The organism is Rhizobium sp. BR 250 (assembly GCF_047445855.1).
GTDB lineage: Bacteria > Pseudomonadota > Alphaproteobacteria > Rhizobiales > Rhizobiaceae > Agrobacterium > Agrobacterium tumefaciens_I.
This window is the reverse complement of record NZ_JARWKW010000001.1, coordinates 495,052-520,149: the sequence shown is the minus strand read 5'-3', so window position 1 is coordinate 520,149 and position 25,098 is coordinate 495,052. Positions and strand designations below refer to the sequence as shown.

General features: G+C 60.7%; 29 protein-coding genes. 17 read left to right on the top strand and 12 right to left on the bottom strand.

Annotated features, from left to right (window positions below):
• Positions 1-8: 8 nt before the first annotated feature.
• Complete coding sequence (gene rnr / locus QD336_RS02590) at positions 9-2,363, bottom strand: ribonuclease R (protein ID WP_499169176.1); 2,355 nt, start codon at positions 2,361-2,363, stop codon at positions 9-11.
• Positions 2,360-5,044 (bottom strand): type I DNA topoisomerase, encoded by a 2,685-nt coding sequence (gene topA / locus QD336_RS02585; RefSeq protein ID WP_499169174.1) that lies wholly within the window; start codon positions 5,042-5,044, stop codon positions 2,360-2,362. The genes rnr and topA overlap by 4 nt, the downstream gene beginning before the upstream one ends.
• A 257-nt stretch (positions 5,045-5,301) precedes the next feature.
• Between topA and QD336_RS02580 the strand changes: the two genes are divergently transcribed.
• Entirely contained in the window at positions 5,302-5,532 is a 231-nt protein-coding gene (locus QD336_RS02580; protein WP_269343721.1) for a hypothetical protein, read from the top strand.
• Here the strand turns inward: QD336_RS02580 and dprA are convergent.
• From dprA to QD336_RS02555, 5 genes are all read right to left on the bottom strand, one after another.
• A complete protein-coding gene (dprA, locus tag QD336_RS02575) occupies positions 5,488-6,627 on the bottom strand; it encodes a DNA-processing protein DprA (RefSeq protein ID WP_499169172.1) in 1,140 nt (379 codons plus the stop codon). The two genes, QD336_RS02580 and dprA, sit on opposite strands and share 45 nt — an antisense overlap.
• 20 nt (positions 6,628-6,647) lie before the next feature.
• The gene (gene plsY / locus QD336_RS02570) at positions 6,648-7,265 is read right to left on the bottom strand and encodes a glycerol-3-phosphate 1-O-acyltransferase PlsY (RefSeq protein WP_499169171.1); all 618 of its coding nucleotides are present in this window, start codon (positions 7,263-7,265) and stop codon (positions 6,648-6,650) included.
• Positions 7,266-7,313: 48 nt separating this feature from the next.
• Positions 7,314-8,606 carry a dihydroorotase gene (locus QD336_RS02565; RefSeq protein ID WP_499169170.1) on the bottom strand — a complete coding sequence of 431 codons (1,293 nt, stop codon included), beginning with the start codon at positions 8,604-8,606 and terminating at the stop codon, positions 7,314-7,316.
• A complete protein-coding gene (locus QD336_RS02560; protein WP_003521487.1) occupies positions 8,603-9,544 on the bottom strand; it encodes an aspartate carbamoyltransferase catalytic subunit in 942 nt (313 codons plus the stop codon). The genes QD336_RS02565 and QD336_RS02560 overlap by 4 nt, the downstream gene beginning before the upstream one ends.
• 243 nt (positions 9,545-9,787) lie before the next feature.
• The gene (locus QD336_RS02555) at positions 9,788-10,219 is read right to left on the bottom strand and encodes a DUF6841 family protein (protein WP_499169168.1); all 432 of its coding nucleotides are present in this window, start codon (positions 10,217-10,219) and stop codon (positions 9,788-9,790) included.
• 287 nt (positions 10,220-10,506) lie between these two features.
• Here QD336_RS02555 and QD336_RS02550 point away from each other — a divergent pair, with 287 nt between their 5' ends.
• The 6 genes from QD336_RS02550 (at position 10,507) to QD336_RS02525 (ending at position 15,151) form a co-directional block, all read left to right on the top strand.
• Positions 10,507-11,085 carry a LysE family translocator gene (locus tag QD336_RS02550; RefSeq protein WP_499169166.1) on the top strand — a complete coding sequence of 193 codons (579 nt, stop codon included), beginning with the start codon at positions 10,507-10,509 and terminating at the stop codon, positions 11,083-11,085.
• A gap of 137 nt (positions 11,086-11,222) precedes the next feature.
• Entirely contained in the window at positions 11,223-12,875 is a 1,653-nt protein-coding gene (locus tag QD336_RS02545; RefSeq protein ID WP_499169164.1) for an acyl-CoA dehydrogenase family protein, read from the top strand.
• Positions 12,876-13,014: 139 nt separating this feature from the next.
• Positions 13,015-13,626, top strand: coding sequence for a GNAT family N-acetyltransferase (locus QD336_RS02540; protein WP_499169264.1), 612 nt, complete (start codon positions 13,015-13,017; stop codon positions 13,624-13,626).
• A gap of 155 nt (positions 13,627-13,781) precedes the next feature.
• A complete protein-coding gene (locus QD336_RS02535) occupies positions 13,782-14,426 on the top strand; it encodes a TetR/AcrR family transcriptional regulator (RefSeq protein ID WP_269343711.1) in 645 nt (214 codons plus the stop codon).
• Between the two features lie 249 nt (positions 14,427-14,675).
• The gene (locus QD336_RS02530; RefSeq protein ID WP_499169269.1) at positions 14,676-14,837 is read left to right on the top strand and encodes a hypothetical protein; all 162 of its coding nucleotides are present in this window, start codon (positions 14,676-14,678) and stop codon (positions 14,835-14,837) included.
• On the top strand, positions 14,834-15,151 hold the full coding sequence (locus QD336_RS02525) for a DUF6105 family protein (RefSeq protein WP_269343709.1): 318 nt from the start codon (positions 14,834-14,836) through the stop codon (positions 15,149-15,151). Before QD336_RS02530 ends, QD336_RS02525 begins: the two co-directional genes overlap by 4 nt.
• Here QD336_RS02525 and ruvX read toward each other — a convergent pair.
• The gene (gene ruvX, locus QD336_RS02520) at positions 15,103-15,582 is read right to left on the bottom strand and encodes a Holliday junction resolvase RuvX (RefSeq protein ID WP_269343707.1); all 480 of its coding nucleotides are present in this window, start codon (positions 15,580-15,582) and stop codon (positions 15,103-15,105) included. The two genes, QD336_RS02525 and ruvX, sit on opposite strands and share 49 nt — an antisense overlap.
• Before the next feature lie 13 nt (positions 15,583-15,595).
• Positions 15,596-15,898, bottom strand: a complete 303-nt coding sequence (locus QD336_RS02515; protein ID WP_269343705.1) for a zinc ribbon domain-containing protein YjdM — start codon at positions 15,896-15,898, stop codon at positions 15,596-15,598.
• A gap of 83 nt (positions 15,899-15,981) precedes the next feature.
• Here QD336_RS02515 and QD336_RS02510 point away from each other — a divergent pair, with 83 nt between their 5' ends.
• The 4 genes from QD336_RS02510 to QD336_RS02495 all read left to right on the top strand — a co-directional run bounded on the left by QD336_RS02510 (position 15,982) and on the right by QD336_RS02495 (position 19,123).
• Positions 15,982-16,686: a metal-dependent hydrolase gene (locus tag QD336_RS02510; RefSeq protein ID WP_499169162.1), complete on the top strand. Its 705-nt coding sequence runs from the start codon at positions 15,982-15,984 to the stop codon at positions 16,684-16,686.
• 125 nt (positions 16,687-16,811) lie between these two features.
• Complete coding sequence (gene gatC / locus QD336_RS02505) at positions 16,812-17,099, top strand: Asp-tRNA(Asn)/Glu-tRNA(Gln) amidotransferase subunit GatC (protein WP_269343701.1); 288 nt, start codon at positions 16,812-16,814, stop codon at positions 17,097-17,099.
• Between the two features lie 54 nt (positions 17,100-17,153).
• Positions 17,154-18,635 carry an Asp-tRNA(Asn)/Glu-tRNA(Gln) amidotransferase subunit GatA gene (gene gatA / locus QD336_RS02500; protein WP_499169161.1) on the top strand — a complete coding sequence of 494 codons (1,482 nt, stop codon included), beginning with the start codon at positions 17,154-17,156 and terminating at the stop codon, positions 18,633-18,635.
• The gene (locus QD336_RS02495; protein ID WP_499169159.1) at positions 18,626-19,123 is read left to right on the top strand and encodes a GNAT family N-acetyltransferase; all 498 of its coding nucleotides are present in this window, start codon (positions 18,626-18,628) and stop codon (positions 19,121-19,123) included. The genes gatA and QD336_RS02495 overlap by 10 nt, the downstream gene beginning before the upstream one ends.
• Before the next feature lie 71 nt (positions 19,124-19,194).
• On the opposite strand, the gene QD336_RS02490 is transcribed toward QD336_RS02495, so the two are convergent.
• On the bottom strand, positions 19,195-19,452 hold the full coding sequence (locus QD336_RS02490) for a YjhX family toxin (RefSeq protein ID WP_269343696.1): 258 nt from the start codon (positions 19,450-19,452) through the stop codon (positions 19,195-19,197).
• A gap of 273 nt (positions 19,453-19,725) precedes the next feature.
• Between QD336_RS02490 and QD336_RS02485 the strand changes: the two genes are divergently transcribed.
• Positions 19,726-20,235 carry a GNAT family N-acetyltransferase gene (locus QD336_RS02485; protein WP_499169157.1) on the top strand — a complete coding sequence of 170 codons (510 nt, stop codon included), beginning with the start codon at positions 19,726-19,728 and terminating at the stop codon, positions 20,233-20,235.
• Here QD336_RS02485 and QD336_RS02480 read toward each other — a convergent pair.
• The gene (locus QD336_RS02480) at positions 20,217-20,549 is read right to left on the bottom strand and encodes a DUF1294 domain-containing protein (protein WP_269343693.1); all 333 of its coding nucleotides are present in this window, start codon (positions 20,547-20,549) and stop codon (positions 20,217-20,219) included. The two genes, QD336_RS02485 and QD336_RS02480, sit on opposite strands and share 19 nt — an antisense overlap.
• A gap of 151 nt (positions 20,550-20,700) precedes the next feature.
• Here QD336_RS02480 and gatB point away from each other — a divergent pair, with 151 nt between their 5' ends.
• From gatB to QD336_RS02455, 5 genes are all read left to right on the top strand, one after another.
• Positions 20,701-22,206: an Asp-tRNA(Asn)/Glu-tRNA(Gln) amidotransferase subunit GatB gene (gene gatB, locus QD336_RS02475; RefSeq protein WP_499169155.1), complete on the top strand. Its 1,506-nt coding sequence runs from the start codon at positions 20,701-20,703 to the stop codon at positions 22,204-22,206.
• A gap of 217 nt (positions 22,207-22,423) precedes the next feature.
• The gene (locus QD336_RS02470; RefSeq protein WP_269343688.1) at positions 22,424-22,921 is read left to right on the top strand and encodes a GNAT family N-acetyltransferase; all 498 of its coding nucleotides are present in this window, start codon (positions 22,424-22,426) and stop codon (positions 22,919-22,921) included.
• A complete protein-coding gene (locus QD336_RS02465) occupies positions 22,918-23,391 on the top strand; it encodes a GNAT family N-acetyltransferase (RefSeq protein WP_499169153.1) in 474 nt (157 codons plus the stop codon). Before QD336_RS02470 ends, QD336_RS02465 begins: the two co-directional genes overlap by 4 nt.
• A gap of 109 nt (positions 23,392-23,500) precedes the next feature.
• Positions 23,501-23,899, top strand: coding sequence for an NADH:ubiquinone oxidoreductase subunit NDUFA12 (locus tag QD336_RS02460; protein WP_080825237.1), 399 nt, complete (start codon positions 23,501-23,503; stop codon positions 23,897-23,899).
• 128 nt (positions 23,900-24,027) lie between these two features.
• Complete coding sequence (locus QD336_RS02455; protein WP_269343684.1) at positions 24,028-24,465, top strand: DUF2155 domain-containing protein; 438 nt, start codon at positions 24,028-24,030, stop codon at positions 24,463-24,465.
• Between the two features lie 13 nt (positions 24,466-24,478).
• Here the strand turns inward: QD336_RS02455 and aat are convergent, their stop codons facing one another.
• Positions 24,479-25,093: a leucyl/phenylalanyl-tRNA--protein transferase gene (gene aat, locus QD336_RS02450; protein ID WP_499169151.1), complete on the bottom strand. Its 615-nt coding sequence runs from the start codon at positions 25,091-25,093 to the stop codon at positions 24,479-24,481.
• Positions 25,094-25,098 lie beyond the last annotated feature (5 nt).

The window sequence follows — 25,098 nt, the reverse complement described above, 5'->3', positions numbered from 1 at the left end:
CGGTTTTGTTATCGTCGCCTTCTCGGCGGCCTTGTTCCTGGCTTGGCGGCAAGACGCGATGTCCGCCGGCCTGCCTTGTGGAAAGAGCGCGCGCCGACCGGCATCTTGCGCCCCGGGCTCAACATATCGAACCGTAGCGCACCCGCCAGTGGCACGGCTTCCGCAAGCCGGACCTGAACCGTGTCGCCAAGCTGATAGCCGAGACCGGTCTTTTCCCCGGTCAGAGCCTGATGGGCTTCATCATACAGGAAATAATCGGTTCCGAGTGTAGATATAGGAACAAAGCCATCAGCACCAAACTGCGGCAGCGCGACAAATAGTCCCGCCTTGGTGACACCGCCGACGCGGCCTTCGAATTCCTCGCCCACCCGTTCGGACAGATGATGGGCGATCAGCCGGTTGATGGTGTCGCGCTCGGCTGCCATGGCGCGGCGCTCGAAGGTCGAGATTTCGGCGGCGATATCGTCGAGCGTCGCCTCTTCCTGCGGCGTGATGCCGCCTTCGCCGAGCCCCAGCGAGCCCACTAATGCCCGATGCACGATCAGATCGGCATAACGGCGGATCGGCGAGGTGAAATGGGCGTATTTCATCAGGTTTAGGCCGAAATGGCCGATATTTTCCGGGCTATAGATCGCCTGGCTCTGACTGCGCAGCACCATCTCGTTGACCATGATCTGGTGCGGCGTATCAATGGCACGCGCCAGAATGCCGTTGAAGGAATTGGCACGCATGGCCGCACCCTTGGCCATGGAAATACCGATGGTGCCGAGGAATTCGCGCAGCACCTCCTGCTTGGAAAGTGTGGGAGCATCGTGGACACGATAGACCAGCGGCTGCTTTTTCTTTTCCAGCGTCTCGGCGGCGGCGACATTCGCCTGGATCATCATTTCTTCGATCAGCTTATGCGCGTCGAGCCGCTCGGGAATGACGACCTTGTCCACCGTTCCATCAGGCCGAAGCAGGATCTTGCGCTCCGGCATGTCGAGCTCCAGCGGCTGGCGACGGTCGCGGCCGCGCTTCATCACCTCATAGGCGTGCCACAGCGGCTTCAGGATCGGCTCCAGCAGCGGTCCGGTCTTGTCGTCCGGACGGCCGTCGATCGCTGCCTGCGCCTGCTGGTAGGAGAGTTTGGCAGCACTCTTCATCATGATGCGATGGAAGGTATGGCCCGCCTTGCGGCCTTCCTTCGAGAAGGTCATCCGCACAGCAAGGGCAGGGCGGTCGACGCCTTCCTTCAGCGAGCAGAGATCGTTGGAGATGCGCTCCGGCAGCATCGGCACGACGCGGTCGGGGAAATAGACGGAATTGCCTCGCTTCAGCGCCTCGCGGTCGAGCGGAGAACCGGACCGCACATACCAGGAGACATCGGCAATGGCGACGGTGACGATGACACCGTCCGGATTGTCGGGCGAAGTGTCCGGTTCGGCATAGACCGCATCGTCATGGTCCTTGGCGTCGGCCGGATCGATGGTGATGAGCGGCAGATCGAGCCAGTCCTCGCGGTGCGACATGGTCGCGGCCTTGGCGGCATCCGCTTCGGCCAGAACATTCTGCGGGAAGATATGGGGAATGCCGTGGGAATGGATCGCGATCATTGAGATCGCCTTTTCCGAAGCCACGGAGCCGATGACCGAAAGCACCTTGGCGCGCGTCAGCCCGTAACGGCCGCTGTTGCGCGAGGTTTCCACCTCGATCAGATCGCCGTCCCTGGCGTCACCAACGCCGTCGGGGTCGATGACCATTTCTTCGCCGCGCCGGTCGATGGGCATCAGCCTTCCGCCACCGCCCGCCGTTTCCTTGAACACGCCGAGCAGCGCATTCTGGCGGCGGTCGATCAGCTTGACGACGCGGGCCGTATAGGCCGGGCCGGAGCTTTCCTTGGAGGGGAATATCTTTGCGAGAATACGGTCGCCGAGACCGGCAGCCGGGGCCTTCTTGCCGCGATCCTGCGATGACTGGCGGATCAGCACGGCCGGTGCCGCGCCCTGATCCTCCGGCCATTCCGCCGGACGGCCGATCAATTCGCCATCCTTGTCGCGGGTGGTGATGTCGAGAACCGTGACGGGCGGCAGGCCGCCCGGCCGCGTCAGCGACTTGCGGCTCTTCTGCACCATGCCATCGGTTTCAAGCTCCTTCAACAGCGCCTTAAGAACCACGCGGTTTTCGCCCTTCAGCCCGAAAGCCTTGGCGATCTCGCGTTTGGAGGCCTGCTGCGGATGGTCCGCGATGAATTTCAGCAAAACTTCGCGGGAAGGCACCTCGCCATGGATGATGCCTTCACCTTCGCTCACTCGCTTGCCACGCCCGGTGCGTCCGAAACCGTCGCTGGCGGAACCTTGTCTCTGACGCGGCGCTTTGCTCACTCTGCTGCCTTCTTGGGTTTGGCCGCTGCCTTCGGCTTGGCGGCCGCCTTGCTCTTGGTTGCCGCCTTGGCCTTGGTGGCCTTCGGCTTTGCTGCCGCGTCGCCATCGGCCTTCTTGGCAGCCGTCTTCCTGCCCTTGGCAGGCTTGCCGCCGGTGCCGGTCTTGGCGATGCGCTCGGCAATCAGCACCAGCGCCTCGTCCAGCGTCACCGAAGCCGGGTCCTGACCCTTCGGAATGGTGGCGTTGACCTTGCCCCAGTTGACGTAAGCGCCATAACGCCCGTCGCGGACGGTGATGGCGCCGCCATCGGGATGGTCACCGAGTTCCTTCAGAGCAGCCGGTGTGCCGCTGCGGCCGCGCCCCGGTCCCTTGCTCTGCTTTTCGGCAATGACGGTCACGGCACGGTTCAGGCCGATCGAGAACACGTCCTCGATGCTTTCGAGGTTCGCATAGGAACCGTCATGCAAAAGGAACGGCCCATAGCGCCCGAGACCCGCGGAAATCATCTTGCCGGTTTCCGGATGTTTGCCGATATCGCGCGGCAGATTGATGAGCGCCAGCGCCTTTTCGTGGTCGATGTCCTCAGGCTTCCAGCCCTTGGGCAGCGAGGAACGCTTGGCTTCCTTGCCATCGCCGCGCTGGATATAGGGTCCGAAACGGCCGGAGCGAAGCGTCAGCTCCTCGCCGGTCATCGGATCGGAACCGAGTGCTTTCGGCTCGTTCGAGGCCGCAGCCTCCGCTTCCGCACCATCGGAGGTGAGCTGGCGCGTGTAGTTGCACTCCGGATAGTTGGAGCAACCGACGAAGGCGCCATATTTGCCGAGCTTCAGCGAAAGATTGCCGGTGCCGCAAACCTGGCAGATGCGCGGATCGGAACCGTCTTCGCGCTTCGGGAAGACCAGCGGCGCCAGAACCTCGTTCAGCGCATCCAGAACGTTGGTGACCCGCAGTTCCTTGGTGTCTTCGATCTGGGCGAAGAAATCCTTCCAGAAATCACGCAGAACCTGCTTCCAGTCCAGCTCGCCGGCGGAAATGCGGTCGAGTTTTTCTTCCAGCGCTGCAGTGAAATCATACTCGACGTATTTGGTGAAGAAGCTCTCGAGGAAAGCCGTCACCAGCCGGCCGCGCGAATGCGGGATCAGCTTGCGTTTGTCGACGACGATATATTCGCGGTCGCTCAGCGTCTTCAGCGTCGCTGCGTAGGTGGAAGGACGGCCGATGCCGAGCTCTTCCATCTTCTTGATCAGCGAGGCTTCCGAATAACGGGGCGGCGGCTCGGTGAAGTGCTGGCTGGCGTTGATCTTCTGCTTGGCGAGGTTCTCGCGCTCATTGATCGGCGGCAGACGGCCTTCGTCATCACCGTCGTCGCTCTGTTCGCCATCTTCCTTCTGGTCGGTATAGGCGGCGATGAAGCCGTCGAAACGGATCACCGAACCGACGGCGCGCAGGCCCGCCTTTTCGCCGCCATTGCTGGCGAGGATTTCGACGGTCGTGCGCTCGATTTCGGCGGACGCCATCTGGCTGGCGATACCGCGCTTCCAGATCAGGTCATAAAGACGCAGCTGGTCGGGATCGAGATAACGCTTCACCTGATCCGGCGTGCGGTTGAAATCGGTCGGGCGGATCGCTTCGTGCGCTTCCTGGGCGTTCTTGGCCTTGGTGGAATAAAAGCGCGCCTTTTCCGGCACATAACGGCCGCCGAACTGCTCGCCGATGGCGCGCCGCGCAGCGTCGATCGCCTCCGGCGCCATCTGCACGCCGTCAGTACGCATATAGGTGATCAGACCGACGGTCTCGCCGCCGATATCGATGCCTTCGTAAAGCTTCTGCGCTACCTGCATCGTCCGCGAGGCACCAAAGCCCATGCGCGAAGACGCGGCCTGCTGCAGTGTCGAGGTGGTGAAGGGCGGGCCGGGGTTGCGCTTGACGGGCTTCGCCTCGACGCTCTCCACGACATAGCTTGCACCTTCCAGCAGCGCCTTCAGCCGGTTCGCATCCTCGCCGGTCTTGATCGAGCGGGCTTGCAGTCGCTTGCCGTCGGCGGAAACCAGCTTGGCTTCGAACTCGTCACCGCGCGGTGTCTTCAAAAGCGCGCTGATGTTCCAGTATTCCTCGGAGACGAAACGCTCGATCTCGGATTCACGGTCGCAGACGAGACGTAGCGCAACCGACTGCACACGGCCGGCGGAACGCGCGCCGGGCAGCTTGCGCCACAGCACAGGCGACAGGTTGAAACCGACGAGATAATCCAGCGCACGGCGGGCGAGATAGGCGTCGACCAGCGGCACGTCGATGTCGCGCGGGTTCGCCATCGCGTCCAGCACCGCCTTCTTGGTGATGGCGTTGAAGACCACGCGCTTCACCGGTTTGTCGCCGAGAACGCGCTTCTTCTTCAAAAGATCGAGAACGTGCCAGGAAATGGCCTCGCCTTCGCGATCCGGGTCGGTTGCGAGAATGAGGCCGTCGGAGGATTTCACCGCATCGGCAATATCCTTCATGCGCTTGGCGGATGCGCTGTCGACCTCCCAGGACATTTCGAAATCCTGGTCGGGCAGCACCGATCCGTCCTTGGCAGGAAGGTCTCTGACGTGGCCAAAGGATGCAAGAACCTTATAGCCCGAGCCAAGATACTTGTTGATCGTCTTGGCTTTGGCAGGAGATTCTACGACGACGACATTCATATTGTTCTTCTCTGGAACTGGTCCGTTAACGTGGCCCGGTCACGGCGCGATGCCGCAATTGGCCTTCCTTATAATTCGACATGGACAGGTAATGCCCGCTGGTCAAGAGGCAAGCCCGATTTTATCGCTTCAAGGCGACTGCAACCTATGGATAATCTATTGTTGTATTGCAATCTTTGGTAATTTGGTTATGTTGGGCAACATCATTTGAATCTACTTAAGCTCTTCGTTTCAGGCGGATATTGCAGGATAAATATATGGTCCCGAACGCGACAAACAATAATGCTGATAATGAAGGGACCAGAGAGAACTTGGCTTACATTCGCCAGATGCTGGCGGAGTTGCGCCAGGTCGCCAGCCGCGAGGGCGCGGACATGCTGTGTTATCTGATCGAGATGGCCTATGTCGAAGTCGGCGATATCCAGAGCGGACGGCGCAAGCTGTCAATCCGCGAGGAGAGAAACCCGTCCCCCGGCATGCCGGTTTAGACGTCCCGCTATATCAAGCTCCAGCAGCACCAGATGAACGGTGGCCGCGGAAAAGCCCGTGTGTCGGATGATGTCGTCAATCTCCACGGGCGAGGGGCCGAGGGCGGAAGCGATGACGCTGCGCTCATAATCTCCGGGCGGTGACATGTCCTCGTCGGAGCGCGGTTCCTCGATCTTGCGGTTATAGGGCAATTGCGGCTCCATCAGCGGTCGCAGCGCTTCGAGAATATCGGCCGCACCCGTGGTCAGCATGGCGCCTTCCTTGATCAGCCGGTTGGTACCTTCGCAGCGTGGATCGAGCGGGGAGCCGGGCACGGCAAAAACCAGCCGTCCCGCTTCGCCGGCAAGCCGCGCCGTAATCAGCGAACCCGAGCGCTCCGCCGCCTCCACGATGACGACGCCAAGCGACACGCCCGCGATCAACCGGTTGCGGCGGGGGAAATCGCGGGCGCGCGGCTCCCAGCCGAAAGGCATTTCGCTGATCGTCGCGCCGCCCTGATCATATATCTCCTGCAAAAGCCCGAAATTTTCCTGCGGGTAGGGACGGTCGAGACCGCCGGCCAGCATCGCAACCGTGCCGGTCGCAAGGCTAGCCCTGTGCGCGGCCGCATCGATGCCGCGCGCCAGCCCCGATGCGATCGTATAACCGGCGCGCCCACAATCGCGTGCCAGCATGGCGGCGAATTTCGCGCCGTTGATGGAGGCATTGCGCGAGCCGACGATGCCGACGCACGGCCTTGTCGCTGCATCTGCCGATCCCTTCATGGCGATCAGTGGCGGCGCGCCATCCATCTGCCGCAGGGCATGTGGGTAATCCGGTTCGCCAATGCCGACGAAACGCGCGCCGAATCTCTCAGCGGTTTCGATCTCGCCTTCCGCTTCCGCCTGTGTGGCGATGCGCGGGCTGCGGGAGGAACCGCCGCGCCGCGAAAGCTCGGGCAGGGCATCGAGCGCCTTTTCGGCGCTGCCGAAATGATTGATGAGTTCGCGGAAGGTAACGGGACCGATATTGTCGCTGCGGATGAGCCTCAGCCACGCGACCCGCTGCCGCGCGGAAAGCTCTATGCCCTGCCGTGTCGTTTCCTCATGCGGCATGGCTTGTCCTCAAGATGGGCTCAGCCCTTTTGACCGATCCTGCTTTCGGTGCCCGCCAGCAGGCGCGCGATATTCTCGCGGTGTTTCCACCAGGAAATCATGCTGAGCAGCGTCACCAGCAGCGCCGTCTTTTCCGGACCAAGCACCCAGAGCGCCACGGGAATGACCAGCATGGCAAGCAGCGCCGAGAGCGACGAATAACGGGTGATGAAGGCTGTCGCGAGCCAGATCAGCGCAAAGGCCAGCATCATCAGCGGTGCTGCACCCAGGAGCACGCCGATATAGGTCGCCACACCCTTGCCGCCCTTGAAATCCAGCCACACCGGAAACAGGTGACCGAGAAAGGCGAAGAAACCGGCAACCAGCGAGGCCTCGTAACCCCAGAGCGCATTGGCGACCAGAACCGCCGCCGTACCCTTCAGCGCGTCGAGCAGCAGGGTTGCGGCGGCGAGCTTCTTGTTACCGGTGCGCAGCACATTGGTGGCGCCGATATTGCCGGAGCCGATCTTGCGCACGTCACCCAGCCCCGCCATGCGGGTGAGGATGAGGCCGAAGGGGATGGAGCCAAGCAGATAGCCGATCAGCGCGGCCAGCGCGAGAAGGGCAGGCGCCGTCTGCCAGTCAGTCAAAGCACTCATTCAAACGTCCCCTCTGTCGCGCTGCCCGCGTGATCTCTTGCCGTGATCTTATGCCAAGGAATGAACGGCTTTGCCAGCCACATAAGTGGCGACGGCACGGCCGCTGAAACGGGCATCCTCGAACGGCGTATTCTTGGATTTCGAGACCAATTGTTCCTTCGCCACGAGCCACGGTTCGTCGAGATCGATCAGGGTGATATCGGCCTTCGCGCCAGCCTTCAGCGTTCCGGCGTCGAGACCGAAAATCTTGGCCGGGCGGGTGGAGAGCGCATCGATCAGCCGCATCAGCGGAACCTCGCCACTGTGGTAGAGGCGCAGCGCCGCCGCCAGCATGGTTTCCAGCCCCACCGCGCCGCTCGCCGCATCGGAAAACGGCAGGCGCTTGGTGTCGACATCCTGCGGGTCATGGGAGGAGACGATGATGTCGATCGTACCGTCCTTCAGGGCTTCCACCATGGCCTTGCGGTCGTCTTCGGCGCGCAGCGGCGGGGAAAGCTTGAAGAAGGTGCGGTATTCGCCGATATCGTTCTCGTTGAGCGTAAGGTGGTTGATGGAAATGCCACAGGTGGCCTTCACGCCCCGTTGCCGGGCGACACGGATCGCCTCTGCCGATTCCGGAACGGAAATTTTGGCGGCGTGGTAGATTGCCTGTGTCAGGCCGGCAATGCGAAGGTCACGCTCCAGCGGAATGATTTCGGCTTCCTTCGGAACGCCCGACAGCCCGAGCCAGCTTGCGAAAAGCCCCTCGTTCATGTCGCCGCCGCCGATATATTTGTCGCGGGTCTCGAGCGCGATGACGGCGCCCAGTTCGCGGGCATAGGTCATGGCGCGGCGCAGCACCAGCGTGTCGGAAAGCGCCTTGCGGCCATTGGTGAAGGCAACCGCACCGGCTTCCTTCAACATGCCGAATTCGGTCATTTCTTCGCCATTGAGGCCCTTGGTCAGGGCCGCTGCCGGATGGACATTGACGATTGCCTTGTCGCGCGCCGTCTTCTTCACATATTCGACAAGCGCGATGTCATCGATGACGGGATCGGTATCCGGCATCACGATGATGCTGGTGACACCGCCGGCCGCTGCCGCGCGTGAGGCGGATTCGATGGTTTCGCGGTGCTCGGCACCGGGTTCGCCGACAAAGACGCGGGCATCAACCAGACCGGGAACGGCCACGATACCCTTGCAGTCGCGCACTGTTGCACCTTCCGGCGCGCCTTGATTATGCGCATCCTTGCCTGCTGCGAGAATGGTGCCATCGGCACCGATGACGATGCTGCCGGTCTCATCCAGATTGCGGGAGGGATCAACGATGCGGAGGTTCTTGAGAACGGTAACGGCACTCATACGCGCTCACCCTGATTTTGCGAGACAAGCAGGGTTTCCATGACGGCCATGCGCACGGCAACCCCCATTTCCACCTGGCTTTCGATGACGCTCTGCGGACCGTCTGCCACGTCGGAGGCGATTTCCACGCCGCGGTTCATCGGGCCGGGATGCATGACCAGAGCATCTTCCTTCGCCGCCTTCAGCTTTTCGGCGTCGAGGCCGTAATAATGGAAATATTCGCGCACCGAAGGCACGAAGGAGCCGGACATGCGCTCACGCTGCAGGCGCAGCATCATCACCACGTCGGCGTTTTTCAAACCTTCCTTCATGTCGTGGAAGACCTCCACGCTCATGTCGCGAATGCCCGAAGGCAGAAGCGTGGCGGGGGCGACGACGCGGACGCGCGCGCCCATTTGGTTGAGGAGGATGATATTGGAGCGGGCCACGCGCGAATGCAGCACATCACCGCAGATCGCAACCGTGATGCCGGAAAGTTCCCCCTTGGCGCGACGGATGGTCAGCGCATCGAGCAGCGCCTGCGTCGGGTGCTCATGCTGGCCGTCGCCGGCATTCACCACGGAGCAGGCGACCTTCTGCGCGAGAAGCGCTGCGGCCCCTGCGGAGGAATGGCGCACGACCAGCACATCCGGGCGCATGGCGTTCAGCGTCATCGCCGTATCGATCAGCGTTTCCCCCTTCTTCACCGAGGAATTGCCGACCGACATGTTCATCACGTCTGCGCCGAGGCGTTTTCCGGCAAGCTCGAAGGAGGATTGCGTGCGCGTCGAGGCTTCGAAGAACAGGTTGATCTGCGTCAGGCCCCGAAGCGTCGAGGTCTTTTTCTCGCGCTGGCGGCTGATTTTCACCGCCTCATCGGCCTTGTCGAGAAGCAGGGTGATATCCTGATGGGAAAGCCCCTTGATGCCGAGGAGATGGCGATGGGGGAAGAAGACCATGCGGTTTGCCTCCTGACGGGCGCCGCATTTTCCCGTGAAAATGCCCGGAACGCCCGAATGCTGATCCGTGCGCTCCATTCGCTGTGAACACGCCTCAGGAGTGCCGCGGAATTCGGTCCTGCGCTCTATAGAGATTGCTCGGCGCAGGAGCAAGCGCCAGCGGCCCCTGAAATGAAAACACGACGATGTTTCCCCAACCCTCTAGACCGGCATTTCGGCGGGCGGTGATGGGACGAGCGCGTGTCAGACGATGTCATGCTTCTTTAAAAGCGCCTGCTCGTCTCCTGACGCCCAGCCGAAAACTTTCGGCGGCCCTTCCAGCTCCTGTACGAAGTAGTGAACATCGAAATCGATCGCGACATCGGGTCGGCCCTTGCGGGCGAAGGTCGCCGTCCAGGCGACATGGGCGACGCAATGATGTTCATCGATGGGCGAGATACGGATATGGCGTATCCGCATCTCCTTCGTTCCTATGGCCCGATAGCGCTCGTAACCCTTCGTCATGACCTGCTTCAGGTGGTCATCGTTCTTTCCGGTCATCACCCCGGCAGGGGATGCGGCGATGAAGTCGGAGGCGTAGAGGGATGCTACCTCCTCCATATTCATGTCGCCCTTGAGAGACTTGTTGAAAAACCGCTCATATCGTTCGAAGAGCTTTCTTGCGCTGGCCTCCATGGCTTCCTCCCTGTGCAGCCTTTCAGTAAGTCGCGAACCGAAAAAGCCTGTCGCAAGTTCCACGCCGGGCGAAGGATTATGCAGAATGTTGATGATGGTGGTTCAAACGAGATCGTCCGAGGGCTGCAAGCGGGGACTTGCAATAGGCGGAACCCGAAGTTTGGTCAGAGTCGGGAATGCTTCTTCACTTGCCTTATATCAAGGCGCACCGCCGTGGCATCGGTCAGTTTCGGTTGGAGTTCAAAGCTAAATTCCTGTCTACGACGCAGATGATCGGACCTATCGAAATGTATTCCTATTCTGTTTTTGCTCTTGCCGTTCTGGCCCTGCTTCTGACGCCCGGCCCGACGAACACGCTTCTGGCCCTTTCCGGTGCCGGTCGTGGCGTCCGGGCGTCGCTGCCGCTGATGATCGGTGAAATCACCGGCTACCTGCTCGTCATCCTTACCGTTGCCGTGCTGTTTTCCGAATTTCTGAAAACGCATGCGGGCCTTGCGCAGGCAATCAAGCTCTGCACTGCCATCTGGGTGGCGTTTCTGGCCGCCCGGTTATGGACGTTGCCGTCCTCCACGCCGATCGGGGAGGCGATAACACTTCGCCGGGTTTTCGTGACCACCTGCCTCAACCCGAAGGCGCTGATCGTCGGCCTCGTCCTGTTGCCGCAGGCCCCGCTGGCTGAAATCTGGCCGCATATCCTGCTTTTTTCGGTGCTGGTGGGTTTTGCGGCCCTCGTATGGCTATCGGCCGGGGCGCTTCTTATCCGCCATGCCGGCCAGTCTTCGCCGCGGCTGGTGCGCGGCACCGCTTCGGGCTTCCTCCTGGTGCTTTCGCTCGGTCTTGCCGGAAACGTGTTTGGCATTCTCTAGGCCGGATACCTAAATCAGGGTCACTCCCGAAAAATGCTGAAAGCGGCGGCTTAATCGTCTCAATCGCTTCCTGTGTGCGGAATTATGCAATATCACCCCACTATGCAATGCCAGTACAAAACAGCTAGAAGCAGCGGATGACCCAGAATTCCCGGACAGAAGAATCGCTCGCCGAACTGAACCAGCCTAGCCTCTGGTCCGGCATCAATGCCTATCGTTCCGATCCGCTGATCGTCGATCTCACCTCCGGCCTGTCGCGCAATCTGAGGGACGAGTACGATCAGCTCGGCCGTTACGTCACCTCGCATGAGGCGCAGGAGCTGGCGCGCATGGCCAATCAGGGCGTGCCGCAGCTGCACACCCACGGCCCGCGCGGCGAGCGTCTCGACCAGGTGGAATTCCATCCCGCCTGGCATGCGCTGATGCGCCGTTCGATGTCATCAGGTCTGCATTCCAGCGTCTGGGAGAACTCTCCCGATACGCGCGGCAATGAGCACAAGGCCCGCGCCACGAAATTCTACCTGACTTCGCAGCTGGAGGCGGGGCATCTCTGCCCGCTGACCATGACGAGCGCCTCCGTTGCCGCCATCATGGCTTCGCCGCGCGTACAGAAGGAATGGGCGCCGAAGATTCTCTCGCGCAAATATGATTCTGCGCAGAAACCGGCCCTGCAGAAAACCGCCGTCACCATCGGCATGGGCATGACGGAAAAGCAGGGCGGCACGGATGTGCGTGCCAACCGCACCACGGCCGAGCGGGTGGGCGAGGGCATCTATCGCCTGTCCGGCCACAAGTGGTTCCTCTCCGCGCCGATGAGCGACGGCTTCGTCATGCTGGCCCAGATGGGCGACGGCATGGGCTGCTTCCTCGTACCGCGTTATCTCGAAGACGGTTCGAAGAACGGCCTGCATTTCCAGCGGCTGAAGGACAAGCTCGGCAACCGCTCCAATGCGTCGGCCGAAGTCGAGTTCACTGATGCCTTCGGTTATCTGCTCGGCGATCCCGGCAGCGGCATCCGCACCATCCTGGATATGGTGACGTTGACGCGGCTCGATTGCGCGCTGGCATCATCAGGCATGATGCGCGCCTCGCTCGCCGAAGCCGTGCATTTCGCCCGCGGCCGTTCGGTTTTCGGCAAGATGCTGGTCAGCCAGCCGATCATGACGCGCGTTCTCGCCGACATGGCGCTGGATGTGGCCGCCGCGACGGCACTCTCCTTCCGGCTGGCGACGGCCTTCGATGCTGCCCGCAACAATCCGGCAGAAGCCGCTTATGCGCGGGTCATGACGCCTATCGTCAAATACTGGTGCTGCAAGATCGCGCCGGCGCTCATCTATGAGGCCATGGAATGCCTTGGCGGCAATGGATACGTGGAAGAGCGGCCGATTGCCCGCCACTATCGCGAAGCGCCCGTCAACGCCATCTGGGAAGGCTCGGGCAACGTCATGGCGCTGGATGTGCTGCGGGTTCTCCAGCGCGGCAAGGATCTGTTCGATCTCGTCTTCCAGACGCTGGAGCGCGATCTCGGACCTGCCGGCAAGAAGACTACCGACGTGTTGCGCGCCGCGATCGCGCTTGCGGAACGTGACGAGGGCGCGGCCCGTCTGCTGGTGGAACAGTTCGCGCTTGCGGCCGCTGCCGCCGAGCTTTGCCGGCTGGGTGCCGGCAAGATCGCCGATGCCTTCCTCGAAACGCGTCTCGCGGGCGGCTGGCGGCACACTTACGGCATGCTCGATTCCCGCTTCGATCCGACTTATATAATCGATTTATTGTATCCGCCCGCATCCTGACCGATAAAGGGCGGAGAGCAATTGTTGCAGTCCCTGTGGGAGGGGTATCGGATTTGAGACGAAGCGTTGGTGTGGGGTGTATTCCTGTTTTTCAGGCGGTTGGCGCGTGTCCGCGCGTGAAGATGGAGGGCTCCTGCAAATGCTGATCTTCCGCTCCGCCCGCTCTGAAGATGAAGAGGCGCTCTACGCCATAAGCCTTGCCACCGGTGATGCCGGGCAAGATGCTACGGCGCTTTACAATGACGGCCACATGGTCGGGCACATCTATTCCGCGCCCTATCTTCATCTCTGGCCCGATGCCGTTTTCGTGGCGGAGGACGAGGAGGGTGTCTGCGGTTACATCGTCGGCGCGCTCGATACGGCTTCGCACGAAGAACGGCTGGAGCAGGAATGGTGGCCGCATCTGCGCGCCCTTTATCCCGATCCGGGTGGCGACCAGCAGACATGGGACGCCGACCAGCGCCGTGCCCATTTCATCCACCATCCGCGCCGCACGCCGTCCTGGCTTACCGATCCGTTTCCGGCCCATATTCACATGAACCTTTTGCCGCGCACGCAGGGCAAGGGCGGTGGCACCCGGCTTCTGTCTCGCTGGCTGGACATGGCAAGACAGAACAGCGTCTACGGCATTCACCTCGGCGCCAGTGAACGCAACCATGCGGGCATGCGGTTCTGGGAAACCCGTGGCTTCAAACGTCTCGACAGCCACGAAACGCCCGGCAGCGTCTGGTTCGGCATGGGGCTGGAGTGACATTGGCGGATTCCATGAAGCATGGATTCGGGATTGTTCACGTCAACAACCCTTCATCCACAGGAACCTTTCGTTCATCCATCCCGCCACATTGTTCTTGTCTTCATGCTTTGTTAACCCGTTCAAAAGGCCTTTCAGAGAACGGGTAGGGAATCATGCTGGCGAACGCAGAGGCGATTTCAGCCGACAGACCGGAAAAGCGCATCAAGGATCGCGCTCAGACCGAGAAGGCGATTTTTAATGCGGCGCGGTCGCTGCTTGCCGAAGAGGGGTTTCAGGGCTTCGGCATCAATGCCGTTGCCCGCCGCGCCGGCTGTGACAAGCAACTGATCTACCGTTATTTCGGCGGCCTTGATGGCCTGATCGAGGCTATCGGCGAGGATCTCGGTTCCTGGGTGAAGGATCGCATTCCCGAGGATACCGGCGGCATGTTTCTGCTGACCTATGGCGACCTCATGGAAAAGCTGGCGCTTTATTTCATGGATGCGCTGCGCAGCGATCCGCTCGTCTGCAAGATCATCGCCTGGGAAGTGTCCGATGGCTCGCCGCAGGTGCGCCAACTGGCCGAAGCCCGCGCCAAGTCGCTGGGCAAATGGCTGGAGCGCATGCGCGGTTCGCTTGCGGCTCCGAAGGGCGTGGATACCGCTGCCGTCAACGCCGTACTGTTCGCCGCCATCCAGCACCTTGTTATCTCCGCTGCCACAAGCGGCCAGTTTGCCGGCGTGCCGCTCAAATCGGACCGGGACTGGGACAAGATCGCCACGGCCGTCAAAAGGCTGGTGCGCGGCGTTTACGGCTGAGCCGGTTTCACCGGCGGAAGTCAGCCGGCCTTCGGGGCCGATGGGGCATTAAAGAAAAATCAGCCATGTTTTCATCGGCAGGCAACCGCAGGGCAGGTCCATCCGTTGCTTCTGCCACGGGTTTTCCACACCCATGCCGGCCGCATTAACCATAATGACAGCTTTCATTTGCCTCGCCACGGCTGCGGGTCCAGTGTGTATTAATAAAGTGTTAACCATGCGCAATGACTGCGCATAAGGGAGCCGCAAGTGAGCCGCTGGACAGCCTTGGGCGTCATGATGACGTTTTTTGCTATGCTGCCGTTGGATATCGACGTGCCGGCGCTGAACCTGTGCCTTATGGCCGTGGTGCGCTGGGCGGTGCTTGCTGGCATTCCCGATACGATTTTTGCGCGAGGGCAGGCGGCATGAAGTGGTTTTTGATCCTCTGGGCCGGTCCCGTCGCGCTGCTTGGCAGCTGGTACTGGCTTTCCTATTACGACATGAGTTTCGGCTTCTATATGCTGACGCGCCAGACACATGATCTGGTATTCGAGATTTACGGCACTATTCTCGGCCTGCCGCCGGAAAGCCTGCCGCCGCTGGTGGCGCGCGCCATTGCGGTCGACAGCCTGATCGTTTTTGCGATCCTCGCCTTCCGCAAGAGAAAGCAGATCGCCGCCTGGTGGCAGGGCCGTCAGTCGGCCGCGCGGGTCAGCGCGGAAAGCCTGTCCAGCGCACCCTGAAGAATGAAGCTCGCGGCGGCCGAATCGATGCGTTCGGCACGCTTGGCGCGTGAGACGTCCATTTCCAGCAGCGCGCGTTCGGCCGCGACGGTGGAAAGCCGTTCATCCCAGAAAATGAAGGGCAGGGCGGTTTTTTCGCCCATGGTGCGCACGAAAGCGCGTGTCGCCTGCACGCGCGGACCGGCCGAACCATCCATGTTCATCGGCAGCCCGATGATGAAGGCGGTGACTTTTTCCTTTTCGGCAAAAGCCAGCAGCACTTCCGCGTCCTGCGTGAATTTCACCCGTTTGATGACGGGGCGCGGCGTCGCGAAACGCCGCGACAGGTCCGACATGGCAAGCCCGATGGTCTTCGTGCCAAGGTCGAGGCCGGCAATCGCCTGTCCGGGCTGAAGGGTTTCCGCCAGTTCCTCGATGCTGAGTATCGCCATGTCGCGCGCTGCCTTATCGTTTGCGGACGAATTCGGTGCGCAGCACCAGACCCTTGACCGCATCATGCCTGCAATCGATTTCTTCGGGATTGTCGGTCAGGCGGATCGACTTGATGACGGTGCCCTGCTTGATAACCGTGCTGGTGCCCTTGACCTTCAAGTCCTTGATCAGCGTCACGGAATCGCCATCCGCCAGCAGATTGCCGGCCGCATCGCGCACTTCCTTTGAGCGCGCCGCTTCAGCAGCCAGTTCGGAAGCCGGCCGCCATTCGCCGGTGGCTTCGTCATACACATAATCGTCATTGTCAGCGGCCATTGTCGCTTCTCCTAAATATCGGTAGTGCGGTTTCTCAAGCCGTCCTATGTCATACTACAAGGGCAATACAAGGAGAACTTCCCATGAAAATCACCTGGCTCGGCCATTCCGCCTTCCGCCTTGAGAACGGCAGAACGAAAATCCTCATCGATCCGTTCTTCACCGGCAACCCCGGTTTTGCCGGACACGATGCGAAAACGGCGGCCGAAGGCATCACCCATATTCTCCTGACCCACGGCCACGGCGACCATGTCGGCGATACCGTCCAGCTGGCCCGCGAAACGGGTGCCACGGTGCTGGCGAACGCCGATCTTGCCGCCTGGCTTTCCGCAAAGGGTGTCGCGAAGGTCGATATGGGCAATACCGGCGGGACCGTGCATTTCGACGGTTTTTCCGTCACTTTCACCAATGCGCTGCATTCCTCGGCCCAGATCACCGAAGACGGCGTCTCCCATTCGCTCGGCAATGCCAACGGTCTGATGCTGCATTTCGAGGACGGTCCGGCCGTCTATCATATGGGTGACACGGATATATTCTCCGACATGAAGCTCATCAACGAACTGCACCAGCCGGATATCGGCCTGGTGCCGATCGGTGATCGTTTCACCATGGGCGGTGCCGTGGCGGCGCTCGCCTGCCAGCGCTTCTTCAAGTTCGAGCACGTTATTCCCTGCCACTACGGTTCCTTCCCGATCATCGACCAGACGCCGGAAAAGTTCGTGGCCGGCATGGAGGGTGCGGAAGCGCGTGTCCACACGCCGAAGACGGGCGATACGCTCTCCTTCTGAGGCTCCCCCAGAGCATGTCGTTGCCGCAAAACCGCTCCGCAGTTTGACGCGACATGCTTTCTACCGTTGCGAAGGACGGACATGGTGATTATAGCGGGTAGGAAAATTCCTACCGGAGTAAAACCATGTCCGTCGATCTCGCCACCGTAAAGCGCGTTGCGCGCCTTGCCCGTATCGCTGTCAGCGAAGAAGAAGCACAGAATATGCTCGGCCAGCTGAACGGCATACTCGGTTTCGTGGAGCAGCTTTCGGAAGTGAATGTCGACGGCGTCGAGCCGATGACATCCGTTACCCCGGTGGAAATGAAAAAACGTGCCGACGCGGTGACCGACGGCAACAAGGCGGAAGACATTGTCGCCAATGCGCCTGCGACCGACCGGGACTTCTTCATGGTCCCGAAAGTGGTCGAATAAGCGACCGCCTCTGCCGCCCGATTTTTCCGAGATTTTCGAAAGCCGTTGCCGACCATGACCGACCTGACGAGCCTGACCATTGCCGAAGCCCGCGAAAAGCTGAAGGCCAAAGAATTTTCCGCCCTCGAGCTGACCGACGCCTATCTCTCCGCCATCGATGCGGCGAACGGCGCCTTGAACGCCTATGTGGCGACGACGCCGGAAAAGGCGCGCGACATGGCGAAAGCCTCCGACGAACGCATCGCCGCCGGCAAGGCCGGTGAGCTGGAAGGTGTTCCTCTCGGTGTGAAGGACCTTTTCGCCACCCGTGACGTGCACACACAGGCGTGTTCGCATGTTCTCGATGGTTTCAAGCCGAAATACGAATCCACCGTCACCCAGAACCTCTGGGATCAGGGCGCCGTCATGCTCGGCAAGCTCAACATGGACGAATTCGCCATGGGTTCGTCCAATGAAAGCTCCTGGTACGGCCCGGCCATCAACCCGTGGCGCGCCAATGGTTCCGAGCAGAAGCTGGTGCCCGGCGGTTCCTCCGGCGGTTCGGCGGCAGCTGTTGCCGCCCATCTGTGCGCCGGCGCCACCGCGACCGACACCGGCGGCTCCATCCGCCAGCCGGCAGCCTTCACCGGCACCGTCGGCATCAAGCCCACCTATGGCCGCTGCTCGCGCTTCGGCATTGTCGCTTATGCTTCTTCGCTCGATCAGGCCGGCCCGATCGCCCGCGACGTGCGCGACGCCGCCATCCTCCTGAAGACCATGGCGAGTGTGGATGCGAAAGACACCACCTCCGTCGACCTGCCGGTGCCGGATTATGAAAAGGCCATCGGCCAGTCGCTGAAGGGCCTGAAGATCGGTATTCCGAAGGAATATCGCGTCGACGGCATGCCTGAAGAGATCGAAAAGCTCTGGGCCAAGGGTGTCGAGTGGCTGCGCGATGCCGGTGCCGAAGTGGTCGATATTTCGCTGCCGCACACCAAATACGCGCTGCCCGCTTATTACATCGTCGCGCCGGCGGAAGCCTCGTCCAACCTTGCCCGTTATGACGGCGTTCGTTACGGTCTGCGCGTCGACGGCAAGGATATTGCCGACATGTACGAAAAGAGCCGCGCCGCCGGTTTCGGCAAGGAAGTGCAGCGCCGCATCATGGTCGGCACCTATGTACTGTCGGCCGGTTATTACGATGCCTATTACCTGAAGGCGCAGAAGGTTCGCACCCTTATCAAGCGCGACTTCGAAAACGTCTTCCATGAGGGCGTTGATGCCATTCTGGCGCCGATCACCCCGTCTTCCGCCTTCGCTGTCGGTGATGAGGAACTCGCATCCGATCCGGTGAAGATGTACCTGCAGGACGTCTTCACCATCACCGTCAACATGGCCGGTCTTCCGGGCCTTTCGGTTCCGGCCGGTCTTGACGGAAAGGGACTGCCGCTCGGCCTGCAGCTCATCGGCAAGCCTTTCGAGGAAGAAACGCTGTTCAAGACAGCCCATGCCATCGAACAGGCTGCCGGCAAGTTCACTCCCGCCAAGTGGTGGTGAGCGACCTCAAGCTCAGAGACATGAACAAAGCCGATCGCGATGCGGTCGGCTTTGTTGGTTTTGCCGCCTGGCGATCCGGTGAGGCCTTCGATGACAGTTATATCGATCCTGATGTCATCGAGCGGGTGAGGGGTGAATTCGAGAATTTCGCCAAGTCTCCGACCGGTGATGTCGTCGTCGCCGAAATCGATGGCCTCGTTGTCGGCTGGGGTGCGTGCGATACAGCGCCTCATCATATTTCCGATCTGTGGGTGGACCCCAACTGGCAGGGCAAGGGGATCGGCAAAGCCCTGATCCTCCATTTTTTCGACAGGATGCGCGCGCAAGGCCTGCCGCTTGCCACGATCGACACCCACGCCAGAAACCGTGCCGCCATCGGTCTTTACGAGCGTTGCGGTTTTCAGATCGTCTGGCGCGGCATGGAATGGTCCGACATCATGAAAGTCGAGCTTGAAAAGGTGAAGCTGGAGCGCAGGCTCTCGCCTTAATCCCTTCTTCGTGCCGTGGCCGTCGCTGGGTAAATGCCGGGCGACGGTGTGCCGCCGCCGCCCGGCCAGTTCTATCTGTTGTCCAGCTCACCCCGCACGAGTTCCAGCCCGCGTGTGGTGATACGGTAGGGCTTGCCGCCGGAAGAGGCTATGGCCCTCTTTCGCTTCAGCTTGCGGAAGGTGAGGAGATCGAGGCCACTGAAAATCCAGCCCTCACGCGTGAAAAGCGAGAGTTTTTCGATTTTGTGGGCGTCGTCTCGAACGAGTTCAATTCTGCCGCCCTGGGCGAGCAGGTGAAGAATGCGCTGTTCGGCGCGGGAAATGTCCATTTTTGGAAGTCCGGTCGGCGTCATCTAGACGCGTGAAAACAAACCCGGGTGCCGTTAGGGCAGCCAGCTCGATTTCATATGGCCCGGCGCGCAAGAAACTTGCGGGCAGGGCCCTTACCAGGACTCCGATTGAGCGAACATAAAAACTCCGTTCTTGCTCCTTTTGGGTAGCGGGCGAAACCGTCGCGGTCAAGTCCGCGCAAGCGCGACAAAACCCTGCTGGTCGAATCGCGCTGCCAATGGTTTACTTTCGACGGCCATGGAGGGCGCGGCTTGATCGTCATTCGCAATGCGCATGAGCAGGAAGCGGAGGTTCTGGCGGCCATCGGCCTCAGGGCATGGCGGCAGGCAACTGCGGCGCTTGGCATCACACCCACCCTCTACGATAACGCAGCCAGCGCCTTTTCCAATTTCACCCGCTCGTCATGGCTGGCCATCCGCGTGGCGGAATTTGGTGGCGCGGTTGCCGGATGGGCGGCGCGGGAACATTTCAACGAGACGATATCCGATTTCTGGATCGATCCGGATTTTCAGCGGCGACGCGTCGGTACCTTGCTGCTGGCGGATATGGAGCGATTGATCCGGGAAAGGGGGTTCGACGCCATCCTGCTTGAAACCCATGCCCAGAACGAGCCCGCCGTCGCGTTTTTTCGACATCATGATTACAGCATTCGCTGGCTTTCGGTTTCTTATGCCCCCAAACTCGATCGGGACGTGCAGTCGGTCGGCCTGCAGAAGCAACTGGTCGAGGCCGAGAGCGGTCTTTACGGCACGGAGTTCTGAAAGAGAAGCCCAAGGTCGTTTGCAAGCCGCGTCGGCCACGCCGGCATAATGACAAGGGATGCAACGAGGCCTGCCTGCACCATCACGATGAGTAGCAGGATGCTGCGGAAAGGTTCCTTGCGCGTTTTATGTCGCAGCAGGCGTTGCGCCGAAATCGCACCCATGCTGCCGCCCGCCAGCGCAAGCCACAGCAGGGTGCTTTCGCGAATGCGCCAGCCGCCGTTTCCCGCCGCCTGCTTGTCCCGCCAATAGACAAGAAAGACGAAAAGATTGAAGGCGATATAGATCAGGAAACACAGAATGATCGTCATCATGACCTGAATTGAAATCGAGAAGCGTAAAAAACCCGTGTCCCACGCCGCCGAAAAGCCGGTGCGTCGTGTCACAGGGTGCAAGATGTCTTGCGCCCGCGCGCCATTTGTTCTACCCACCAAGGCCAAAGAACCCGTATATCGTGAGCTTCAGATGACCCTTGTAGACGTGCGCACCCCCGACCCGAAACGCTTCATTCCCGGCGCCACCGGCGATTGGGAAATCGTGATCGGCATGGAGGTGCATGCGCAGGTTCTCTCCAATTCCAAGCTGTTTTCCGGTGCGTCCACCACATTCGGCAATGCGCCGAATTCCAACGTGTCGCTGGTCGACGCCGCCATGCCCGGCATGCTGCCCGTCATCAACGAGGAATGCGTCAAGCAGGCGGTGCGTACCGGTCTCGGCCTGAAGGCGAAGATCAACAACCGCTCGATCTTCGACCGCAAGAACTACTTTTATCCGGACCTGCCGCAGGGCTACCAGATTTCGCAGTTCAAGGACCCGATCGTCGGCGAAGGTACCATCACCATTTCTCTCGGTCCGGACCGTCAGGGCAATTTCGAGGATATCGAGATCGGCATCGAGCGTCTGCATCTGGAGCAGGATGCTGGCAAGTCGATGCATGACCAGCACCCGACCATGTCCTTCGTGGACCTGAACCGTTCGGGCGTGGCGCTGATGGAAATCGTGTCGAAGCCGGACATGCGTTCGTCGGATGAGGCGAAGGCCTATCTCACCAAGCTGCGCTCCATCGTGCGTTATCTCGGCACCTGCGACGGCAACATGGACGAAGGTTCGATGCGCGCCGACGTCAACGTTTCCGTGCGCCGTCCGGGCGAAGGTTTCGGCACGCGCTGCGAAATCAAGAACGTCAACTCCATCCGCTTCGTCGGTCAGGCCATCGAATATGAGGCGCGCCGTCAGGTCGCCATTCTGGAGGACGGCGGTTCCATCGATCAGGAAACCCGCCTGTTCGATCCGGGCAAGGGCGAGACGCGGTCCATGCGTTCCAAGGAAGACGCGCATGACTATCGTTATTTCCCCGATCCGGACCTGTTGCCGCTGGAATTCGACGATGCCTTCGTCGAGGCGCTGAAGGTCGACCTGCCGGAACTGCCGGACGACAAGAAGGCCCGCTTCGTGGCAGATCTCGGCCTGTCGGTCTATGACGCCTCGATCCTCGTTTCGGAAAAGGCGATTGCCGATTATTACGAAGCCGTTGCCGCCGGTCGCGATGCGAAGGCCGCCGCCAACTGGGTCATCAACGATCTGCTCGGTGCACTGAACAAGTTCGGCAAGGATATCGAGACGACGCCAGTTTCTCCGGAGCAGCTGGGCGATATCATCGATCTCATCAAGGCCGAGACCATCTCCGGCAAGATCGCCAAGGACCTGTTCGAGATCGTCTGGAACGAAGGCGGCAATCCGGCTGAGATCGTCGAGGCCCGCGGCATGAAGCAGGTGACCGATACCGGTGCCATCGAAAAGGCCGTGGACGAAATCATCGCAGCCAACCCGGATCAGGTCGAGAAGGTCAAGGCGAAGCCGACACTTGCCGGCTGGTTCGTCGGTCAGGTGATGAAGGCGACGGGCGGCAAGGCCAACCCGCAGGCCGTGCAGGCGCTGGTCAAGGCCAAGCTCGGCATCGAGGACGAATAGGAACTGCGGGCCGGAGTGGCTCTCAGAAAAGGTTGAGAGAGACTGTAGACCTCTCCGTCGTCATCCTCGGGCTTGTCCCGAGGATCTAACGACCCACAAGATCAAACGTGATTACATCCTCGGGACAAGCCCGAGGATGACGTCGAGATTGGGGGCTGACATCGCTTGCTGCCGGGATCAACGCCCGGCTTTTTCTATTCTGAGACGGAGCCAGATCATGTTTTTCATCCGCACAGCCAGCCTGCGAGACATCGAGCCGGTACGCACCCTGCTCGCCACGACATGGCACGCCACCTATGACACGATCTACGGTGCGGACAAGGTAAACGAGCTGATTGCCGCATGGCATTCGCCGCAGGCCATGAAGGACCGTATCGAGAAAAAGGGTGGCGAGTTTCTGGTGGCCGATGACGGCAAGCGGATCGGCGGCATGGCCTATGGCTCCATGTCCACCAAGATGGCGAAGACCGCCCTGCTGCATCAGCTTTATGTGGCGCCCGATCTTCAGCGGCAAGGCGTGGGCCGCGATCTCTTCGCCGAGCTTGAAACCTGCTTTCCCGATGCGGAAATCATGCGTCTCGAGGTCGAGCCTAAAAATACTGTCGCAATCGCCTTTTATGAAGGCGTCGGATTTGTCGAGGTAGACCGAATCGAGCGCATGGCGGGCATCGAGGGTCTGCCCGGCATCGTTATGGAAAAGAGCCTGAGACGATGAATGCGACATTGCAGACGCTGACTATACGCACGGCACGCGAAGACGACCTGCCGGCGCTCGCCGCCATCTTTGCCGCCGACGAGATCGGCGGCCACGGCGATACGGCCGACGAATCGGCGCAGCCGGACTATCTCGCTGCCTTCCGGGCGATCGAAGCATCGCCCAGCGAAACGCTTTATGTGGCGGAACTGGATGGTGAAGTGGTCGGCACCTTTCAGACGGCGATCCTGACCAAGCTGGTCGGGCGAGGGGCGAAGTCGATGGTGATCGAAGCGGTGCAGACGCGTGCCGATATGCGCGGTCGCGGCATCGGCGCGGTGATGATCAATCATTGCCTGGAAGAAGCCCGCCGCCAGGGGCTGAACGCCGCGCAACTCACCTCCAACATGGCCCGGCTGGACGCGCATCGCTTCTACGAGCGGCTGGGTTTCGAGAAGCGGCATCTGGGCTTCAGGATGAAGCTGAAATAGCGCGGATATATCTCGAAATGCTGGACAATTGCCGTGAGGGGCGGCATAAGCATGTCTTGTGCCGTGCACGGAAAATCGCTGCGGCGCATTCAAGCCCGAGGAACGCATAATGAAGACTCTCCTGACGCAAATCTTCACCTGGTGGAACGGCCAGACGATCGGAACGCGGTTTCACACCTGGCGTTTCGGCAAGAAGGTAGGACAGGACGAGTTGGGCAACACCTATTATGAAGGTGGCACCACCTCATGGGGCATGCCGCGCCGCTGGGTGATCTATAACGGTTATGCCGAAGCGTCGGCCATTCCGCCGGGCTGGCATGGCTGGATGCACTACCGCACCGACGTGCCGCCGAGCCAGGAAAGCTACGCGGCTCGCGAATGGCAGAAGCCGCACCAGCCCAACCACACCGGCACCTCCAAGGCCTATCGTCCGCAGGGATCGCTGGCGGTAGCCGGTGAGCGCCCGCGCGTGACCGGCGACTACGACGCCTGGACCCCCGGCAACTGAGCATTTCAGATGCGCGGTGTTGTGCAAAACACCGCGCCGGCATCCGGCCCACCGGTTTTTGCCACATTCCGCCCTTAGGCGTTGATCCAGTCGGAATAGCGACACAGGCAAATTTTGGAGACCACTTTATGAGGAAAATCACGCGGGATCGTTCTTTGCGTGCGCTGACAGTCTCGCTGTTTGCGGCTGTCTCTGCTGTTCTCCTCGTCTCACCCGTCTCCGCCGCCCGTCTGGAAAACCGCGTTGCGGTGTTTTCCGGCATCGACAAGATCACCGGCCGCATCACTTCCTTCGATGTCTATATCGACGAGACGGTGCAGTTCGGCGCGCTTCAGGTGACGCCGAAGGTCTGCTACTCCCGTGACCAGACCGAAACCCAGAAGATCGACGCCTTCATCGAAGTCGATGAAATCACCCTCGACCGCAAGATCCGCCGTATCTTTACCGGCTGGATGTTTGCCGATAGCCCCGGCCTCAATGCCGTCGAACACCCGATCTATGACGTGTGGCTGACGGGTTGCAAGCAGGACTCCGAGGTTCCGGCTCCCTCCACGGCAAGCAAATAACCTAACGTAAAGACTAGAATTGCAGGCTCGGCCGGTTCACGGCGAGATCGAGCATCTTGGCATATTCCAGCTTCGGCACGTCTATAGCCCCGAATGTCTTCAGATGTTCTGTGGTGAATTGCGTGTCGAGCAGCACGAATCCCTTCGCTCGTAACCGTTCCACCAGATGCACGAGGCAAATCTTCGACGCATTGGTGCGGCGGGAAAACATGCTTTCGCCGAAGAAGGCAGCGCCAAGCGAAACGCCGTAAAGCCCGCCGACAAGCTCATCACCCTCCCACGCCTCGACGCTGTGGGCGTGGCCGATCTGGTGGAGCTCGGTATAAAGCCTGCGGATCGTGGCGTTGATCCAGGTGCTTGGCCGGTCCGGCGCTTCCGCCGCGCAGCCCGCAATCACCGCTTCGAAGGCGGTGTTGACGCGTATCTCGAACGGCTTCTTGCGTATCGCCTTGGCGAGGCTTTTGGAAACATGGAAATCATCGAGCGGAATGATACCGCGTATTTCCGGCTCGACCCAGAAAAGCTCCGGATCGTCTGCCGAATCGGCCATGGGAAACAGGCCGGCGGAATAGGCGCGCAGCAGGATATCGACCGTTATGCCGTTATTTCTGCTGCGCCGCCCAACCATATCGT

What these genes read in the sequence shown, in the direction of transcription:
- dprA (WP_499169172.1), bottom strand. Translation starts at nt 6,627, where the DNA reads ATGCCGCATGAGGAAACGACACGGCAGGGCATAGAGCTTTCCGCGCGG.
- ruvX (WP_269343707.1), bottom strand. Translation starts at nt 15,582, where the DNA reads ATGGCGATACTCAGCATCGAGGAACTGGCGGAAACCCTTCAGCCCGGA.
- QD336_RS02465 (WP_499169153.1), top strand. Translation starts at nt 22,918, where the DNA reads ATGAATGCGACATTGCAGACGCTGACTATACGCACGGCACGCGAAGAC.
- topA (WP_499169174.1), bottom strand. Translation starts at nt 5,044, where the DNA reads ATGAATGTCGTCGTCGTAGAATCTCCTGCCAAAGCCAAGACGATCAAC.
- plsY (WP_499169171.1), bottom strand. Translation starts at nt 7,265, where the DNA reads ATGAGTGCTTTGACTGACTGGCAGACGGCGCCTGCCCTTCTCGCGCTG.
- aat (WP_499169151.1), bottom strand. Translation starts at nt 25,093, where the DNA reads ATGGTTGGGCGGCGCAGCAGAAATAACGGCATAACGGTCGATATCCTG.
- QD336_RS02560 (WP_003521487.1), bottom strand. Translation starts at nt 9,544, where the DNA reads ATGGTCTTCTTCCCCCATCGCCATCTCCTCGGCATCAAGGGGCTTTCC.
- QD336_RS02540 (WP_499169264.1), top strand. Translation starts at nt 13,015, where the DNA reads ATGCTGATCTTCCGCTCCGCCCGCTCTGAAGATGAAGAGGCGCTCTAC.
- QD336_RS02525 (WP_269343709.1), top strand. Translation starts at nt 14,834, where the DNA reads ATGAAGTGGTTTTTGATCCTCTGGGCCGGTCCCGTCGCGCTGCTTGGC.
- gatB (WP_499169155.1), top strand. Translation starts at nt 20,701, where the DNA reads ATGACCCTTGTAGACGTGCGCACCCCCGACCCGAAACGCTTCATTCCC.
- QD336_RS02480 (WP_269343693.1), bottom strand. Translation starts at nt 20,549, where the DNA reads ATGATGACGATCATTCTGTGTTTCCTGATCTATATCGCCTTCAATCTT.
- gatC (WP_269343701.1), top strand. Translation starts at nt 16,812, where the DNA reads ATGTCCGTCGATCTCGCCACCGTAAAGCGCGTTGCGCGCCTTGCCCGT.
- QD336_RS02535 (WP_269343711.1), top strand. Translation starts at nt 13,782, where the DNA reads ATGCTGGCGAACGCAGAGGCGATTTCAGCCGACAGACCGGAAAAGCGC.
- QD336_RS02565 (WP_499169170.1), bottom strand. Translation starts at nt 8,606, where the DNA reads ATGAGTGCCGTTACCGTTCTCAAGAACCTCCGCATCGTTGATCCCTCC.
- QD336_RS02460 (WP_080825237.1), top strand. Translation starts at nt 23,501, where the DNA reads ATGAAGACTCTCCTGACGCAAATCTTCACCTGGTGGAACGGCCAGACG.
- QD336_RS02490 (WP_269343696.1), bottom strand. Translation starts at nt 19,452, where the DNA reads ATGGACATTTCCCGCGCCGAACAGCGCATTCTTCACCTGCTCGCCCAG.
- QD336_RS02580 (WP_269343721.1), top strand. Translation starts at nt 5,302, where the DNA reads ATGGTCCCGAACGCGACAAACAATAATGCTGATAATGAAGGGACCAGA.
- QD336_RS02455 (WP_269343684.1), top strand. Translation starts at nt 24,028, where the DNA reads ATGAGGAAAATCACGCGGGATCGTTCTTTGCGTGCGCTGACAGTCTCG.
- QD336_RS02550 (WP_499169166.1), top strand. Translation starts at nt 10,507, where the DNA reads ATGTATTCCTATTCTGTTTTTGCTCTTGCCGTTCTGGCCCTGCTTCTG.
- QD336_RS02515 (WP_269343705.1), bottom strand. Translation starts at nt 15,898, where the DNA reads ATGGCCGCTGACAATGACGATTATGTGTATGACGAAGCCACCGGCGAA.
- QD336_RS02545 (WP_499169164.1), top strand. Translation starts at nt 11,223, where the DNA reads ATGACCCAGAATTCCCGGACAGAAGAATCGCTCGCCGAACTGAACCAG.
- gatA (WP_499169161.1), top strand. Translation starts at nt 17,154, where the DNA reads ATGACCGACCTGACGAGCCTGACCATTGCCGAAGCCCGCGAAAAGCTG.
- QD336_RS02510 (WP_499169162.1), top strand. Translation starts at nt 15,982, where the DNA reads ATGAAAATCACCTGGCTCGGCCATTCCGCCTTCCGCCTTGAGAACGGC.
- QD336_RS02555 (WP_499169168.1), bottom strand. Translation starts at nt 10,219, where the DNA reads ATGGAGGCCAGCGCAAGAAAGCTCTTCGAACGATATGAGCGGTTTTTC.
- QD336_RS02470 (WP_269343688.1), top strand. Translation starts at nt 22,424, where the DNA reads ATGTTTTTCATCCGCACAGCCAGCCTGCGAGACATCGAGCCGGTACGC.